Origin of the sequence: Mesorhizobium sp. M2A.F.Ca.ET.046.03.2.1, from assembly GCF_003952425.1 — a bacterium.
Taxonomy (GTDB): domain Bacteria; phylum Pseudomonadota; class Alphaproteobacteria; order Rhizobiales; family Rhizobiaceae; genus Mesorhizobium.
The window spans coordinates 4,791,554-4,806,439 of sequence record NZ_CP034449.1 but is presented as its reverse complement, the minus strand read 5'-3'; the positions used below and the strand labels follow the sequence as shown (position 1 = coordinate 4,806,439).

At 64.2% G+C, this 14,886-nt stretch carries 15 protein-coding genes and 1 pseudogene; 6 read left to right on the top strand and 10 right to left on the bottom strand.

Features of this window, described 5'->3' with window-relative positions:
- Window positions 1-111 precede the first annotated feature (111 nt).
- The 6 genes and pseudogenes from EJ072_RS22955 to EJ072_RS22930 form a co-directional block, all read right to left on the bottom strand.
- Window positions 112-522: a GtrA family protein gene (locus EJ072_RS22955; RefSeq protein ID WP_126081427.1), complete on the bottom strand. Its 411-nt coding sequence runs from the start codon at window positions 520-522 to the stop codon at window positions 112-114.
- Window positions 519-1,340: a ChbG/HpnK family deacetylase gene (locus EJ072_RS22950; RefSeq protein ID WP_126081426.1), complete on the bottom strand. Its 822-nt coding sequence runs from the start codon at window positions 1,338-1,340 to the stop codon at window positions 519-521. The genes EJ072_RS22955 and EJ072_RS22950 overlap by 4 nt, the downstream gene beginning before the upstream one ends.
- Window positions 1,337-2,305 (bottom strand): glycosyltransferase family 2 protein, encoded by a 969-nt coding sequence (locus EJ072_RS22945; RefSeq protein WP_126081425.1) that lies wholly within the window; start codon window positions 2,303-2,305, stop codon window positions 1,337-1,339. The genes EJ072_RS22950 and EJ072_RS22945 overlap by 4 nt, the downstream gene beginning before the upstream one ends.
- Window positions 2,298-3,461: a glycosyltransferase 87 family protein gene (locus EJ072_RS22940; protein WP_126081424.1), complete on the bottom strand. Its 1,164-nt coding sequence runs from the start codon at window positions 3,459-3,461 to the stop codon at window positions 2,298-2,300. The genes EJ072_RS22945 and EJ072_RS22940 overlap by 8 nt, the downstream gene beginning before the upstream one ends.
- Before the next feature lie 198 nt (window positions 3,462-3,659).
- A complete protein-coding gene (locus tag EJ072_RS22935; protein ID WP_126081423.1) occupies window positions 3,660-4,697 on the bottom strand; it encodes a zinc-binding dehydrogenase in 1,038 nt (345 codons plus the stop codon).
- A gap of 5 nt (window positions 4,698-4,702) precedes the next feature.
- Window positions 4,703-5,943, bottom strand: a pseudogene (locus EJ072_RS22930) (acyl-CoA dehydrogenase family protein).
- Window positions 5,944-6,059: 116 nt separating this feature from the next.
- Here EJ072_RS22930 and EJ072_RS22925 point away from each other — a divergent pair.
- The 6 genes from EJ072_RS22925 (at window position 6,060) to EJ072_RS22900 (ending at window position 10,522) form a co-directional block, all read left to right on the top strand.
- Entirely contained in the window at window positions 6,060-6,875 is an 816-nt protein-coding gene (locus EJ072_RS22925; RefSeq protein ID WP_126081422.1) for an SDR family oxidoreductase, read from the top strand.
- 81 nt (window positions 6,876-6,956) lie between these two features.
- Window positions 6,957-7,442 (top strand): MaoC family dehydratase, encoded by a 486-nt coding sequence (locus tag EJ072_RS22920; RefSeq protein ID WP_281035842.1) that lies wholly within the window; start codon window positions 6,957-6,959, stop codon window positions 7,440-7,442.
- On the top strand, window positions 7,439-8,476 hold the full coding sequence (locus EJ072_RS22915; protein ID WP_126081420.1) for a phosphotransferase: 1,038 nt from the start codon (window positions 7,439-7,441) through the stop codon (window positions 8,474-8,476). The genes EJ072_RS22920 and EJ072_RS22915 overlap by 4 nt, the downstream gene beginning before the upstream one ends.
- A gap of 16 nt (window positions 8,477-8,492) precedes the next feature.
- Window positions 8,493-9,269 carry an SDR family oxidoreductase gene (locus EJ072_RS22910; RefSeq protein ID WP_126081419.1) on the top strand — a complete coding sequence of 259 codons (777 nt, stop codon included), beginning with the start codon at window positions 8,493-8,495 and terminating at the stop codon, window positions 9,267-9,269.
- A 209-nt stretch (window positions 9,270-9,478) separates the two neighbouring features.
- Window positions 9,479-10,123 carry a TetR/AcrR family transcriptional regulator gene (locus tag EJ072_RS22905; protein ID WP_126081418.1) on the top strand — a complete coding sequence of 215 codons (645 nt, stop codon included), beginning with the start codon at window positions 9,479-9,481 and terminating at the stop codon, window positions 10,121-10,123.
- 165 nt (window positions 10,124-10,288) lie between these two features.
- On the top strand, window positions 10,289-10,522 hold the full coding sequence (locus EJ072_RS22900) for a DUF680 domain-containing protein (protein ID WP_126081417.1): 234 nt from the start codon (window positions 10,289-10,291) through the stop codon (window positions 10,520-10,522).
- A gap of 88 nt (window positions 10,523-10,610) precedes the next feature.
- Here EJ072_RS22900 and EJ072_RS22895 read toward each other — a convergent pair whose 3' ends face one another.
- From EJ072_RS22895 to EJ072_RS22880, 4 genes are all read right to left on the bottom strand, one after another.
- Window positions 10,611-10,826: a hypothetical protein gene (locus EJ072_RS22895; protein WP_126081416.1), complete on the bottom strand. Its 216-nt coding sequence runs from the start codon at window positions 10,824-10,826 to the stop codon at window positions 10,611-10,613.
- A 170-nt stretch (window positions 10,827-10,996) separates the two neighbouring features.
- Window positions 10,997-11,578 carry a sarcosine oxidase subunit gamma gene (locus tag EJ072_RS22890; RefSeq protein ID WP_126081415.1) on the bottom strand — a complete coding sequence of 194 codons (582 nt, stop codon included), beginning with the start codon at window positions 11,576-11,578 and terminating at the stop codon, window positions 10,997-10,999.
- A complete protein-coding gene (locus EJ072_RS22885; protein ID WP_126081414.1) occupies window positions 11,571-14,564 on the bottom strand; it encodes a sarcosine oxidase subunit alpha in 2,994 nt (997 codons plus the stop codon). The genes EJ072_RS22890 and EJ072_RS22885 overlap by 8 nt, the downstream gene beginning before the upstream one ends.
- Window positions 14,561-14,857, bottom strand: a complete 297-nt coding sequence (locus tag EJ072_RS22880; RefSeq protein ID WP_112126462.1) for a sarcosine oxidase subunit delta — start codon at window positions 14,855-14,857, stop codon at window positions 14,561-14,563. Before EJ072_RS22880 ends, EJ072_RS22885 begins: the two co-directional genes overlap by 4 nt.
- Window positions 14,858-14,886: the final 29 nt, after the last annotated feature.

Sequence of the window (14,886 nt, the reverse complement as noted above, 5' to 3'; positions counted from 1 at the left end):
ATGCATTAGGCCTTCACGAAAGTGCGGCAGGGATCGGGACCGCGTCCGGCGCAGACAGATTAATGGATCGGGTCCCAACATCCAGCCGGCCGGGCAGCGAAGTCCTTGGACTCACCTCAACAACCGCCCCTCGATCGACCAGCGCGCGGCCAGGAAATTCAGCACGGCCGCCACCACGACGCCGATGATCTTGGCCGGCCACACGCCGATGGCTCCTGCCAGCGCCGCGATCGAGAGACTGGAAACGCCCAGCGAGATCAACGCGCCCAGCGACACGAAGCGCAGGAAGGAATGGTGCAGCCGTATGTCCGGGTCCCGCTCGAACGACCAGAAGCGGTTCGCAACGAAGGAAAAGAGAACCGCGACGAACCAGGCGCCGACATTGGCGGCCAAAGCCGGCGCCGTGAGCTTGAGCAGCAGGTAGAATGCGGTGAGGTCGATGCCGGTGTTGACCAGTCCGACAAGAGCGAAGCGGACGATCTTGTTGCCGGTCGAACGCTGCGGCTGGCCGGCATTGCTCATGCGCTACCATCCATGACGTGGGCTCCGGCCTTGTCGAGGATGTCGCCGAAATCCTGCGAGGAAAGAACCGCGTACTCAACCTCGCGCGCGGCCTGCATCGGGTCTCGCGCCCGCAAAATGTCATCGACATGGCCCGGATGGCACATGAACACCCCTTGTTCGGGCAAGGTCTTGATCGCGGCGCGCAGCGTTGAAGCGAACCTCTCCGGCTGCCGCCAGTCATAGATCCCGGAAAGCGGCGTCAAGACGCTAAAGCCGGCCCGGCGCATCGCTCCGTTGAACCCTGCGGCCAGAGCGGCGACCGCCGCGACCTTCGCCGCCGCAGCATCCATGCCCGGAAGTCCCGGCGCCCCTCGCAGCGCCGGTTTGCCCGCGCTTGCCCCGAACCGCGCGAGCAGCCAATTCCGTACCACGGGAAGAAAATGCACATGCTGGTGTCCGTCGATATAGTCGGGCGGGCCTTCCAGCGCTTCGACGAAGCGGTCGTACTGGGCGTCGAGCTCGGCATGAACGTCCGGCTCGTCGATACGCCCGCGCCGCACCGGCAGCGCGAGGGAGGCGAGCCCCGGCAGCCTGCCTTCCGGCGCCAGGCTCGACGAACTGGTCGCGGCGGCCTGATCGGTGAGGGTCAGATGCAGCCCGACGGCAGCCCGACGGCGGAACGGCCTGATGCGCGCCGCCGCCTCTTCCCATTCGGGAAAACCGGTCATGCATCCGGTTCCGGTCAGGCGGCCGCGCTCGATCAGGTCGAGGATCGCGCTCGAGACTCCCGGCGCCAGCCCATAATCGTCGGCGATCAGGCGGATCGACCTGGTCATCTGTCGGGAGCAACCTGCTCGGCGGCATTGCCATGCAGCACGTCGCGCACGATGTAGACGGGCCGGTCCTTGCTTTCACTGAGCGTGACCCAGACATATTCGCCGATCAGGCCGAGCAGCGCCAGGTTGAGGCCGCCCAGCAACACGACGGCGACCATGATGCTTGGATAGCCGGGCACGGCGATGCCATAGAACAGCACCTCGAAGACCACTTTCACGCCATAGGCGAGACCGGCAAATGCCGCCAGCAATCCGATGAGGCTGATGATGCGCAGCGGGATCACGGAAAACGAGGTGAACCCTTCGAGCGAGAACGCGATCAGGTTGAACCGGCTCCATTTCGACGTGCCGCTGGCGCGGCTTTCCGGCGAATAAAGCACCGCCTTCTGGCGAAAGCCCGCCCAGGCGAACAGGCCTTTGTTGAAGCGACGCTTGTCGCGCACGCTGGTCAGGGCGCGCGCCACGGCGCCGCGCATGACGCGGAAGTCCCCGGCATTTTCGGGGATATCGAAGCGCTGGCTGCTGTTGATCAGCTTGTAGAAAAGCCGCGCCAGCTGGCTGCGCCGCCAACTGCCCTCCCGCCGATCGTTCTGCGCATAAACGACATCGATCTCCGGATCGTCGACCAGCTCGCCGATCATCTTCAGGCTGATGTCCATGGAATGCTGGAGGTCGGAGTCCATGATCAGGACCAGGTCGCCGCGGGAATGGTCGAGCCCGGCGAGCACCGCGGCTTCCTTGCCGAAATTGCGGCTGAGCCGCACGATCTCCCAGGAACCTGACAGGGCCGCCGCGAAAGTCTCGGCGCTGCCGTCGTGGCTGCCGTCATCGACGAGGATCTTGCGCACCGTCAGGCCGAAGCGCTCCACCACGGCAGCCTCGAGCCTGTCGAGCAGCCCGACGAAGGCAATCGCGGATTCGGCCTCGTTGAAGAACGGCGCGATGACGTCGAGCCTCTCAGCCACGGGCGACGGCTCCCGCGGCTGGCGCCTTCTGTCTGCCTCGCGTCCAGAGCCAGCCGATGAGCACGCAGGCAATTATGCTGACGCTGAGCGGTCGGAACCACAGATGGAAAAGGTCGTGCAGTCGCAGATCGACACTGGTCAGTCCGGTGACGAAGAGGAGCGTTGCCAGGAACCAGCGCACGGCACCGGCTCCCTTTTCCCGCCAAAGCAAGGCGATGGAGAGACCCGCGGGCACTGCCACCATGGCATAGGTGTTCTGCTCGACACGCGGATTGAAGACGCACATGTAGAATGCCGCGGCGCGGAAGATGGCGAGTCCGCCGAGGTTGGAGTCCAGCCTATCGAACTGGAGCACCAGCCAAAGTGTGAGCAAACCGGCGACGACGCGCAGGATCGTCGCCACGGATTCAGGGATCGGCATCCCAAACCGCGTGAACGGCGCCGTGAAGTCGGCCGGAACGAAGGGGCCGGTTGGATCGACCGTCATCGAAGTCAGCAGCCGGAAGAAATCGTGATATTGCGCGTTGATATAGTCCGTCGATGCAAAGCCATAGGGGATGGCGAGCACGACGAGGACCGCCAGCACCAGCGCCGGTATCAATCTGGGGCGCAGCGCTCCCGCCAGCAGCAGCATGATGATCGCGGTCGGCTTGGCGATGATCGCAAGCATGGCCCAGAAGAAGCATTCGGCGCGGCGCCCCTCGAGTGCCGACAGCGTCAGAAACCAGCACGCCCCGGTAAGCAGGATCGTCGCCTGGCCGTTGCGAAGCGCTGCCAGCGAAACCGGCAGGGCGAGGAAGAGACCGAAAGACAGGAGCCATGTCTGCTCCTCGCCGCCCACCTTACGGACCTGGCGCATCGCGGCAAAGGTAAGCACCCCGAAGCCCAGCATGTGCCACAAAACATTGCCCAGATACGGCCCGAGCTTCAGCAGCGGAACATAGAGGACAGCGAAGGCGGGAGCATATAGGTACCCCATGGCGACTTCGACCTGATACAGCGGTTCTCCGCCGAGAAAAGCTTCGCTGCCATGTCTATAGATATGGACCACCGAACGCGCGTCGGGCGACCACAGCGCCAGGCTAAGCACAATCAGAAACGACCCGACCCAAAGCCAAAACCCCAAACGGTCGAAAACCGGCTTGGTTACCATCATAGCGCACCCCGCATTCCGACCAGAACGGCTTTCCCATCGCCGTTTGGCCTCAAGCGCCGGCCAGATATCACATCGAAATGAAATAGAACATCCGAGCGTGACCGTTGCCAGCGCGTGGCAACGGAAGGCGAGACAACGGCGTTTTTCGGCCGCTCCCTTGCCGATCACAGCTTTGTGTTCAAATCGGCGCCCAGCAGTTTAGGGCCTGATGAACACCTTTCCGTTGGGCTTTGCGAGCTCCGCCGGCAGCCGTGCCATCGCCTCGTCCAGCGGCACGACCGCCGTGACGTCGGTCGACCAGCGTCCGTCGGAAAAGCGCTTCTCCGCCTCCAGCACCGCCGGCCCCAGCCTGTCGCGGAACTGGCGCATCCATTCAGCCAGCCAGAAACCCTCGACGCGTTTGTGCTGGAAGATCAGTTGCCCCGGCTCGCGGATTACCGTCGGCTCGGCGTCGAGCCGGCCATAGACGATCCAGCGTGCCCGCTTCGGCATGGCACTGAAGATAGTTGAAGCCAGCGGGCCGGTGACCGCGTCGAGGAAGATGCGCGGCTGCTCGGCCTTCATGGTTTCGCGCAGCACGGCCTCGAAATCCGCCGCCTTCTCATTGAGCACATGGGCGGCGCCGAGGTCCTTCAGCAGTTGGATCTGCTCGTCACGGCGCACGGTGACGATCGGCCGGAAACCCGCCTCTTTCGCCAGCCCGATGATCAGCTTGCAGAGCTGGCTGGCGCCTGCGGTCATGACGAAGGCCTTTTCGCCCTCCTCCCTGACGATGTCGAACATGGCCAAGGCGGTCAGCGGATTGACGATCATCGCGGCGCCATCCTCGTCGCGCACCGTGTCGATGAGCGGGATGCAGGACGCGGCCTCGGCAACCGCATACTCCGCCCACGCCCCCCAGTTCGACACGCCAGTGGCGAAGGCGACCCGCTTGCCCGTCAGGCTTTTTGCGTACGGGACGTCGCCGGTGGCGACGACCATGCCGACGCCCTCGAAACCTGCCGGACGGCCCTTGACCCGCGGCTGGCCGTACTGGCCCTTGATGAAGGCAATGTCGGAGGGGTTGATCGAGGCGAGGCTGACCTTGATCAGCGCCTGTGTCGGCCCCGGCTCCGGCACGGCTATGCTGCCGGGCTCAAGGTAAGGCTCCATCGCTTCCAGCGCGGCCGCCGAAGGCGTTCTGGTGTAACCGTCGCCGACAAGCAGCAGACCTCGCATTTGCGATGGAAGCGTCATGGCTGTCAGACCTTTTCCTGCGTGTATTTCTTCAGTTCCGTGCGCGCCACCTGGCGCCGGTGCACGGCGTCCGGCCCGTCCGCCAGCCGCAGCGTCCGCAGATGCGTCCACGAGCGGGCGAGCGGCGTGTCCTGGCTGATGCCTTGCGCGCCGAACATCTGCACCGCCTCGTCGGTGACCTTCAGCGCGACGCGGGGCGCCACCACCTTGATCTGGCTGATCCAGGGGCGGCCGCGCGCGCGTCTCCCTGGTCGATCATCCACGCCGCCTTCAGGCACAAGAGCCGCGCCATCTCAATCTCCATGCGGCATTCGGCGATGATGTCGAAATTGGCGCCGAGCTTGGCCAGCGACTGGCCGAAGGCCTCGCGCCGCACCGAGCGCTGGCACAGCATCTCCAGCGCCATCTCGGCCTGGCCGATGGCGCGCATGCAATGATGGATGCGGCCCGGCCCCAGCCGCCCCTGCGCGATCTCGAAGCCCCTGCCCTCGCCGAGGATGAGGTTCGCCGCCGGCACTCGCACATTCTCGAATCTCAGATGCATATGGCCGTGCGGGGCGTCATCGTCGCCATAGACCTGCATCGGCCGCAATTTGGTGACGCCCTTGCTGTCGGAAGGCACCAGGATCATCGAATGCCGGCGATGCTGCGGCTCCTCGTCCGATCCGGTCCTGACCATGACGATATAGATGGCGCAGCGCGGATCGCCGGCGCCGGACGCCCACCATTTCTCGCCGTTCAGCACATAATCGCCGCCCTGTCGCTCGCAGCGCATCGAGATGTTGGTCGCGTCCGAGGAGGCAACATCCGGCTCGGTCATCAGATAGGCCGAGCGGATCTTCCCCTCGAGCAGCGGCTCCAGCCAGTCCCGCTTGTGCGCCTCCGAGCCGTAGCGCTCCAGCACCTCCATGTTGCCGGTGTCGGGCGCCGAGCAGTTGAAGGTCTCGGCGCCGAGATGCGCCTTGCCCATCTCCTCTGCCAGATAGGCATATTCGACGGTGGAAAGACCGTAGCCGCGTTTGGAATCGGTCAGCCAGAAGTTCCACAACCCGCGCTCCCGCGCCGTCTTCTTCAAGCCTTCGAGGATTTCGGTCTGCCTGGCGGTGTAGGCCCAGCGGTCGCCCTCCTTGCCGATTTCGGCCAGAAACTCCTCCCCGAGTGGCGCGATCTCGTCGCGAACCATAGCCGCTACACGCTGGTGGATCGGCTTCAGCCGCTCGGTCATGCCGAGATTCATGTCCGCCATCGCTTCCGGTCCCTTTCGCAGATAAATCTTTACCCGTGGCAAGGATGACCGTACTTCGGCTAGCCTTGTCAACGCGAGTCCCCTCGCCGGTTTGACCGGGGGTGCGGAGGAATGCAATGAGCTATCTGGACAAGCTGTTCTCGGTCGCCGGCAAGACCGCGCTGGTGACGGGCGCGGCGACCGGCATTGGCCGCATGGTGGCGACCGGCTTGGTCCGCGCCGGCGCCCATGTGATGATCGCCTCGCGCAAGGGCGAGGATTGCGCAAAAGTCGCTAACGAATTGAACGCGCTCGGCGGCTCCGGCCAGGCCGAGGGCTTTGCCGGCGACGTGTCCAGCGAAGCTGGCATCGCCGCTCTTGTCACTGAGGTGAAGGCGCGCACGGAGCGCCTGCATATCCTGGTCAACAATGCCGGCATTTCCTGGGGCGCGCCGCTGCAGGATTTCCCCTATCACGCCTGGGCCAAGGTGTTCGGCGTCAATGTCACCGCGGTCTTCCACCTGACGCGGGAGCTTTTGCCGCTGCTTGACGCGGCGGCAAGCGACGAGGATCCGGCCCGCGTGATCAATCTCGGCTCGGTGATGGGCACCCAGCCGCTTGCCGACGACGCCTATTCCTACGCCGCCTCCAAGGCCGCCGTGCATCATCTGACGCGCACGCTGGCGATCGAATTCGCCGCCCGCCGCATCACCGTCAACGCCTTTGCCCCCGGTCCTTTCCAGAGCCGTATGACGGCCTTCGCCACAGCGACCGAGGAGCAGGCGAAACATGTTGGTAACCATGTTCCGCTCGGCCGCATCGGCGTGGCGGATGACATTGCCGGCGCAACGCTTTATTTGTGCAGCCGTGCCGGAAGCTATGTCACCGGCGCCATCCTGCCTATCGACGGCGGCCAGTCGGTGCAGCATGGAATGACGTTGTTCAAGGAGTAAGACGCCCGATTCAAGGAATCCGGGCGGGGTTCAAGGAATAAGATGCCCGGTTCAAGGAATCCGGGCGGGGGTGCGGAGGACATGAGCGTGGAACCGATCAGTCTCGATACGCTTCTGGCAAGCGTCGGCAAGGAGGTCGGCGTCTCGCCCTGGCGAACGGTGACACAGCGCATGATCGACCAGTTCGCCGATGCGACCGACGACCACCAGTTCATCCATTGCGATCCGGAGCGCGCCGAGCGCGAGACGCCGTTCGGCGGCACCATCGCGCATGGCTTTCTGTCGCTGTCGCTTTTGTCGGCCATGACCTTCGAGACCATGCCGCCGCTGGAAAACACCAAGATGGGCGTCAACCACGGCTTCGATACGCTGCGCTTCCTGGCGCCGGTGAAGACGGGCGCCCGCATCCGCACCCGTTTCGTGCTGGCCGACGTCAAGGTGAGGCCATCCGGCTGGGTGCAGACGGCGCATGACGTGACCATTGAGATCGAAGGCTCGAAGAAGCCGGCGCTGACGGCTCGTTGGCTGACGTTGACGCTGATCGAGCGTCAGCCTGAGAACGCATGAGCGGCGAGGCCGGTGCCATAGACAAGGCGGCGCTTGCGCCCTATCTCGAGGCGCATGTCCCGGGTTTTGCCGGTCTGTCCGCCATTGAAAAATTCAAATCCGGACAGTCCAATCCGACCTATCTCCTGACCGCCGCCAGCGGCCGCTATGTCCTGCGCGCCAAGCCGCCGGGACAATTGCTGAAATCCGCGCACCAGGTCGACCGCGAATTCCGGGTGATGCGGGCGCTTGCCGGCACGGCTGTGCCCGTGCCGCGCATGCTGCATCTCTCGGGCGAGGAATCGCCGATCGGCCGCATGTTCTATGTCATGGAATATCTCGACGGCCGCGTCTTCTGGGATCCGTCGCTGCCGGACGCTTCCGGCAATGACGAGCGGGCAGCGATCTACGATGCCATGAATGCCACGCTCGCCGCCCTGCACGATGTCGATGTGGACGCGGTCGGCCTTGGCGATTTCGGCAAACCCGGCAGCTATTTCGAACGCCAGCTTGCGCGCTGGGCCGGCCAGTACCGGGCCTCCGAAACCGAAACCATAGCCGATATTGACAGGCTGGTTGCGTGGCTCGAGACCCATATGCCGACCGATGACGGCCGCGTTTCGCTCGTCCATGGCGACTACCGGCTGGACAACATGATGTTCGCGCTCGATGCGCCGAAAGTCATCGCGGTGCTCGACTGGGAGCTGTCGACGCTCGGCCATCCCTTCGCCGACCTCGCCTATCAATGCATGCAGTGGCGGCTGCCGCATGCCTCGGGCTTTCGCGGCCTCGGCGGCGTCGACCGCGTCGCCGCCGGCCTGCCGTCCGAGGAGGCCTATGTCGCGGCCTATTGCAAGCGGCGCAGCCTTGACGAGATCGGCAACTGGACCTTCTTCCTGGCCTTCTCATTCTTTCGGCTGGCGGCGATCTGCCAGGGCGTCTATCGCCGCGCGCTGGACGGCAATGCCTCCAATCCCGAGAGGGCCAAGACCTACGGAGAGGCCGTCAAACTGCTTGCCGCGCTGGCGGTGGAGCTGATCGACAAGAAGAGCTGAAGCGGAGAGCGGACAAATGGGCCGTTTCGATGGGATGACGGTGCTGATCACCGGTGCGATAGGCGGTCTCGGCAGCGGCGCGGCAAAGGCCTTTGCCGTCGAAGGCGCGCAGCTGGTTCTTTCCGACCTCAACGAGGCCGCGCTTGCCGATTTCGCCGCAACCCTCGACGCCCAGACCGCGATCCTTGCCGGCAACATCGCCGATGAAAAGCTCTCGGAGGATCTTGTCAAACTGGCCGTCGAAAAATTCGGCCGGCTCGACATCGCCGTCAACAATGCCGGCATCGTGCACAACTTCGTACGTCTGCCGCAGGTCACGTCCGAGGAGGCGCGCCGCGTGGTGGAGGTCGACCTGCTCGGCGTCTTCTACGCCATGAAGCACCAGATCCCTCGGATGGAGCGGCAGTTCAGGGAAAACGGCAAGGGCGGCGTCATCGTCAACATCGCCTCCGTCGCCGGTCTCTCCGGCGCGCCCAAGCTTTCGGTCTATGCCGCCGCCAAGCATGGCGTCGTCGGGCTGACGCGCTCGGCCGCCGTGGAATATGCCAGCAAGGGCATCCGCATCAACGCCGTCTGTCCCGCGCACACCAGGACGGCGATGGTCGACGGCTTCGTCCGCTTCACTGGAGCGCCCGAAGCCGAAGCGCTTGCCGAGCTCACGCGCGGCGTGCCGATGAAGCGTATCGGCGAGGTCGACGAGATCACGACCGGCATCCTGTTCCTCGCCGACCCGGCCAATTCCTTCATGACCGGCCATGCTTTGGCGCTCGACGGCGGCATCGGGGCGATCTGAGCAATTCCAGGAAAAGTGTTTTGCGGTTTTCCGTCCGGAATTGCGTCTGACAAAGCGCAATTCCAGGAAAAGTGCCTCAGCGGTTTTCCGTCTGGAATTGCGTTTAACAGAGGTTGGAGCGCACGCAAGGGAACCAGCCTGCTCTCTTGTCCGTTTCCGTACAGCGTATATAATTTCGTCAGGCAACCAACGACAAAAGGCAGCGCACATTGACGCTGAGCGTTCAGAAACGCCGCGAAAAGCAGAAGGCTGAGCTTCGCTCCGAGCTGGTCGCGGCAGCTCACAAGCTTGTTCAGGAGGAGGGCTACGAAGGCCTGACCATCCGCAAGCTTGCCAAGCGCGTCGGCTATGCGCCCATGTCGGTCTATTCCTATTTCGCCGATAAGCAGGACATCCTGTTCGCGCTCGCCGAGGACGCTTTCGAAACGCTCGCCCGTCGCATCGAGGAACACCCCGCCGACGATCCGATCGAGGCGCTCAAGGCGGTGATGACCGAATATGCCGCTTTCGGCCTTGGCAATCCAAACGAATACCGCACCGTCTTCATGACCGAGAAGACCCGGCTGCCCGAGGGCCGCAGCTACGAGGACATGGAAGCGGGCAACCCCGCCATGAAGGTGCTGATCAAGCGGGTCGAGGCCTGCGTGGCCGCCGGCAAGCTCAAGGGCGATCCGCGCGCTATCGCCACCATGCTGTGGACCGTCGGCCACGGCACGATTTCGCTGCTGATCACCTTCCCCTTCTATCCGTTCGGTGATCCGCAGGCGTATGTGAAGCGGATGTGCGACTTCATGCTGGCCTCATTGTCGGTGCAGGATATCCCCTCGCTGACCGAAACACCCGTCAACTGCTGACCGCCGGTTGCGGCGCTTTTCCCTGATAGCCCATCGCCTGGATTCGCGCCGACGAATTCTTACGTTCAAGAAAATTTATCGTACACGTACAAATTCCCTCTTGAATTCAGTTTCCGTTAACCGTATTTGTACGCTATATCGTACATGTACGACTGGAGACGGAAAATGAAGAAGATCATCCTCACCCTGGCTGCCGTTCTGGCTTTCTCGGGCGCCGCCTTTGCCGGCGCGAGCCAGCCGGCCAAGCATGCCCCGGCTGCTTGCACCCAGACCAATGCCAATGTGACCCTCGATTGCACCGCCACCGGTTCGGTCGATAAGGCGGACACCGCCAAGACCCAGCCGAAGAGCCCGAAGCTTGGCATCGACGTAAACCCTTGGTTCGTGCCCGGCCTGTAAGCGCCACTGGTAAGATTTCATACGAAAACGGGCGGCACTTGGCCGCCCTTTTTCGTTTTGCCTATAGCCTCGAGCGATCGGCCCAGGCTTATTTCTTGCGCGGTTTCGTTCCTGGCACGGCCTTGGCCGGCTTTGCCGGCCTGCCGGGGATGGAAGTGCTCGTGATCGACACCGGGTCGCTGGCCGGAAACGTGTCCTCGAGGCCTTCCTCGAGTTCTTCTTCCTCGATCTCGTGCCTTTCATGCTCCAGCGAGCGGACGGCCGGAGTCTTCTTGGGCGATTTCGGCGCGGTTTTGGACGGCATCGGCAATCTCCTCGATAAGCAGTTCCAGGAAAAGTGCGCAGCGGTTTTCCGTCCGGAACTGCTTCAGAGCAATATTTTGAGCGATTGGGCGTCTTGCCAAACGCTCAATCGCTCGAATCGTGGAAACGAGGCGGACCGGCGATGGTTCCTCGCACCAATTGCTGCGAGGATCAGTTCGCCGCGTCGCTCGCCGCTTCCGACAGCAAAGTAAAGACATAGTCCGAGAAGGAACGCCAGCATTCCACGCGGAACGCATCGGCTGCGGTGCGCAGCAGCACGATCTCGGATTTGCCGAGAATGGTGCGCGAGGCAGCACCCACCGGAAAAACCTCGAGCGACAGGTCTTGCGGACAGCCCGAATTGACCGTCGCCGCGGCAGCAGGCCCGGAAACCGAAATCCCGACATTGCGATGCGAGATGCCGACCGCCGAATGCAGCGCCGTCACCTTGGCGCAGTCGGCGAGCGGATCGTTGCCGGCCTCGTCGATGACCAGCCATTCGTCCGGGCCGAGCCACAGCGCCGTGCGCCCGTCCTTCGTCGCCGAGCTCTTCGGCTTGACCGGCAGCGTCACGCCGAGCGCCTTGGAGAGCGCGGCGAGCGAAGCCTGTGGCGCGCGCAGCGAGATGCGTTCGGCCGGCGGCAACATCTCCACCTTCACGCAGGGCGCCGACAACGTGCGGCCGGCAAGCGCGGGACGCCGTTCGACGGAAGCGGATGCAGCAGCTTTTGTCTTGGCAGCAGCCTTAGCCATTGAGGCGTTCTCCCTTCTCGTCGACGAACACCATACCGGTGACTTCCACCTCGATCGTGCCGTTCGGCATCGGCACATAGAGCGTCTCAACCATGCGATCGCGGCCGCCGGCAACCAGCGCCAGCGCGATGGAACGGCCGCAATTCTCCGACCAGTAGCTGGAGGTGACGTGGCCAATCATCTTCATCGGGATCGGCTGCTTCGGATCCGCGACAATCTGCGCGCCCTCTTCCAGCACGACTTTCGGGTCCTTGGTCTTCAGCCCGACAAGCTGCTTGCGGCCCTTGGCCACCAGGTCCGGCCGGGTCAGGCCGCGAATGCCGACGAAGTCGGTCTTCTTCTTGCCGACCGCCCAGTCGAGCCCGGCATCGTTCGGCGTCACCGTGCCGTCGGTGTCCTGGCCGACGATGATATAGCCCTTCTCGGCGCGCAGCACGTGCATCGTCTCGGTGCCGTAGGCGGTCGCGCCATGCTTCTGCCCTTCGGCCCACAGCGCTTCCCAGACCGCCTCGCCGTAGTCGGCCGGTACGTTGACCTCGAAACCGCGCTCGCCGGTGAAGGACATGCGGAACAGCCTTGTCGGCACGCCGCAGATCTTGCCCTCGCGCACCGACATATGCGGCATCGCCTCGTCCGACATGTCGATGCCTTCGACCAGCGGCGCGATGATGTCGCGCGACTTGGGCCCCTGCACCGCGATCACCGCCCATTGCTCGGTGATCGAGGTCAGCCAGACATTGAGATGCGGGAACTCGGTCTGGAGGTAATCCTCCATATGGTTCATGACGCGCGGCGCGCCACCGGTCGTCGTCGTCACATGGAAACGGTCCGGTGCCAGTCGACCGACGACGCCGTCGTCATAGATGAAGCCGTCCTCGCGCAGCATGATACCGTAGCGGCAGCGGCCAGTTTCCAGCTTCTCCCACGGATTGGTGTAGAGCAGCTCCATGAATTTCGCCGCGTCGGACCCGACCACCTCGATCTTGCCGAGCGTCGAGGCGTCGAACAGGCCGCCCACCTTGCGCACCGTCACGCATTCGCGGTTGACGGCGGCGTGCATGTCCTCGCCCGCCTTGGGGAAATACCAGGCGCGCTTCCAGTGGCCGACATCCTCGAACACCGCACCTTGGCGTACCGCCCAGCAATGCGTCGCCGTGCGCCGGGTCGGGTCGAACAGCGCGCCGCGCGCGTGCCCGACGATCGAACCGAAAGTGACCGGCGTATAGGGCGCGCGGAACGTGGTGAGGCCGACCTGCGGGATCGGCTTGCCGAGTTCCTCTGCGGCGATCGCCAGGCCATGCATGTTGGACGTCTTGCCCTGGTCGGTCGCCATGCCATTAGTGGTGAAGCGCTTGACGTGCTCGATGGAGCGCATGCCTTCATGCACCGCCTGGCGGATGTCCTTGGCGGTGACGTCGTTCTGGAAATCGACGAAGGCCTTGACCGTGGTGCCTTGCCCGGCGCCGGGGGCAGCGCCCAGCATGCCGCGCGACCAGCTCTCGCCGGCATCGACCTTTGGCTTGGCGCCTTTTCCGGCCTTGCCGCCGGCTTCCTTCGCCGCCTTGGCGCCGGCCGCATAGGCCTCGTCTACCGTCGCGTCCAGCCCGTCCGTGCCGTTGCAGGCGCCGACCGAGACGCAATCCTGCGCGTAGGTGCCGGGCACGAAGCGCTTGGTCTCGTCGTTGAAGGCGACCTTGCCGCGCGACTGCGAGAACAGATGCACCGACGGCGTCCAGCCGGCCGACATCAGGATCGCGTCGACCGGGATGGTGCGTCCGCCGCCGCCATTCTTCGGCTGCACGGTCATGGACGACACGCGCAATTTGCCGCCGGCGCTCACCACCGCGCGGCCGAAATTGATCTCGATGCCGAGCGCCCTCGCCTCGTCGATCACCGGCCCCGACGGATTGTCGCGCAGGTCGACGATGGCCGCGATGTTGACGCCGGCCTTTTTGAGATCGATCGCCGCAGCGTAAGCGGAATCATTGGCCGTATAGACGCCGACATTCCTGCCCACCGCGACGCCATAGTGGTTGAGATAGGTGCGCGCCGCCGAAGCCAGCATGACGCCCGGACGGTCGTTGTTGGCGAACACCATATGGCGCTCGATGGCGCCGGTGGCGATGACGACGCGATTGGCGCGCACCTGCCACAGGCGTTCGCGCGCCAGGTCGTGGCCGGGATTCTTCAGGTGATCACTGACCCGCTCTACCAAGCCGACGAAGTTTTGCGCGTAATAGCCGAAAGCCGTGGTGCGGGAGAGCACCCGCACATTGTCCATCGCCTTGAGCCTGGCGATCGCGGCTTGCGCCCAGGCATAGCCATTCTCGCCCTCGATTTTGGCGCCGCTCTCGAAGCGCAGGCTGCCGCCGAATTCGGCCTGCTCGTCGGCGAGGATCACCCGCACGCCCGTTTCGGCGGCGGCAAGGGCAGCTGCAATGCCGGCAGCGCCCCCGCCCAACACCAGCACCTCGCAATGCGCGTAGCGCGCGGCATAGTGGTCCGGGTCCGGCTTGTCCGGAGAAACGCCAAGGCCGGCCGCGGCGCGGATCTTCGGCTCGTAAAGGCTCTTCCAAGCGGCCTTCGGCCACATGAAGGTCTTGTAGTAGAAGCCGGCCGAAAATAGCGGCGAGGCGATGTCATTGACGGCGCCGACGTCGAAGGAAAGCGACGGCCAGCGGTTCTGCGAATGGGCGGTCAGCCCGTCATAGAGCTCCTGGACAGTGGCGCGCACATTCGGCGTCTTGCGAGCATCGTCCCGCACGATCTGCACCAGCGCGTTCGGCTCTTCCGCGCCGGCCGACAGGACGCCGCGGGGCCGATGGTATTTGAACGATCGCCCGACCAGATGCACGCCGTTGGCGAGCAGCGCCGAGGCGAGCGTGTCGCCCTCGATGCCGACATAGGACTTGTCGTCGAAACTGAAGGAGGCGGTCTTCGCCTGGCTGAGGCGACCGGCGCCGGAAATGCGGAACATGGCGTTCATTTCGCGGCTCCGGGCAGCTTCGCGGGCTTCGGCTCGCCGGCCTTGTAGGTCATGACGAACTTGTCGGTGACGGTGTCGCGCACGGCGTTGAAGAAGCGCGCGCAGCCATGGATGTGGCGCCAGCGCTCATAGATGACGCCCTTCGGGTTCGCGCGGATGAAGAAGAATTTCTCGAAATCGTCGTCGCTCTCGGCGGCAATGTTCGTCGGGCGCGCGATATGCGCCTCGCCGGCATTGCGGAACTCGAGTTCCGGGCGCTCTTCCTCGCAATAGGGACAGCGGATGAGAAGCATCTGGGTGATCCTAAAACTTGCCGTGACCG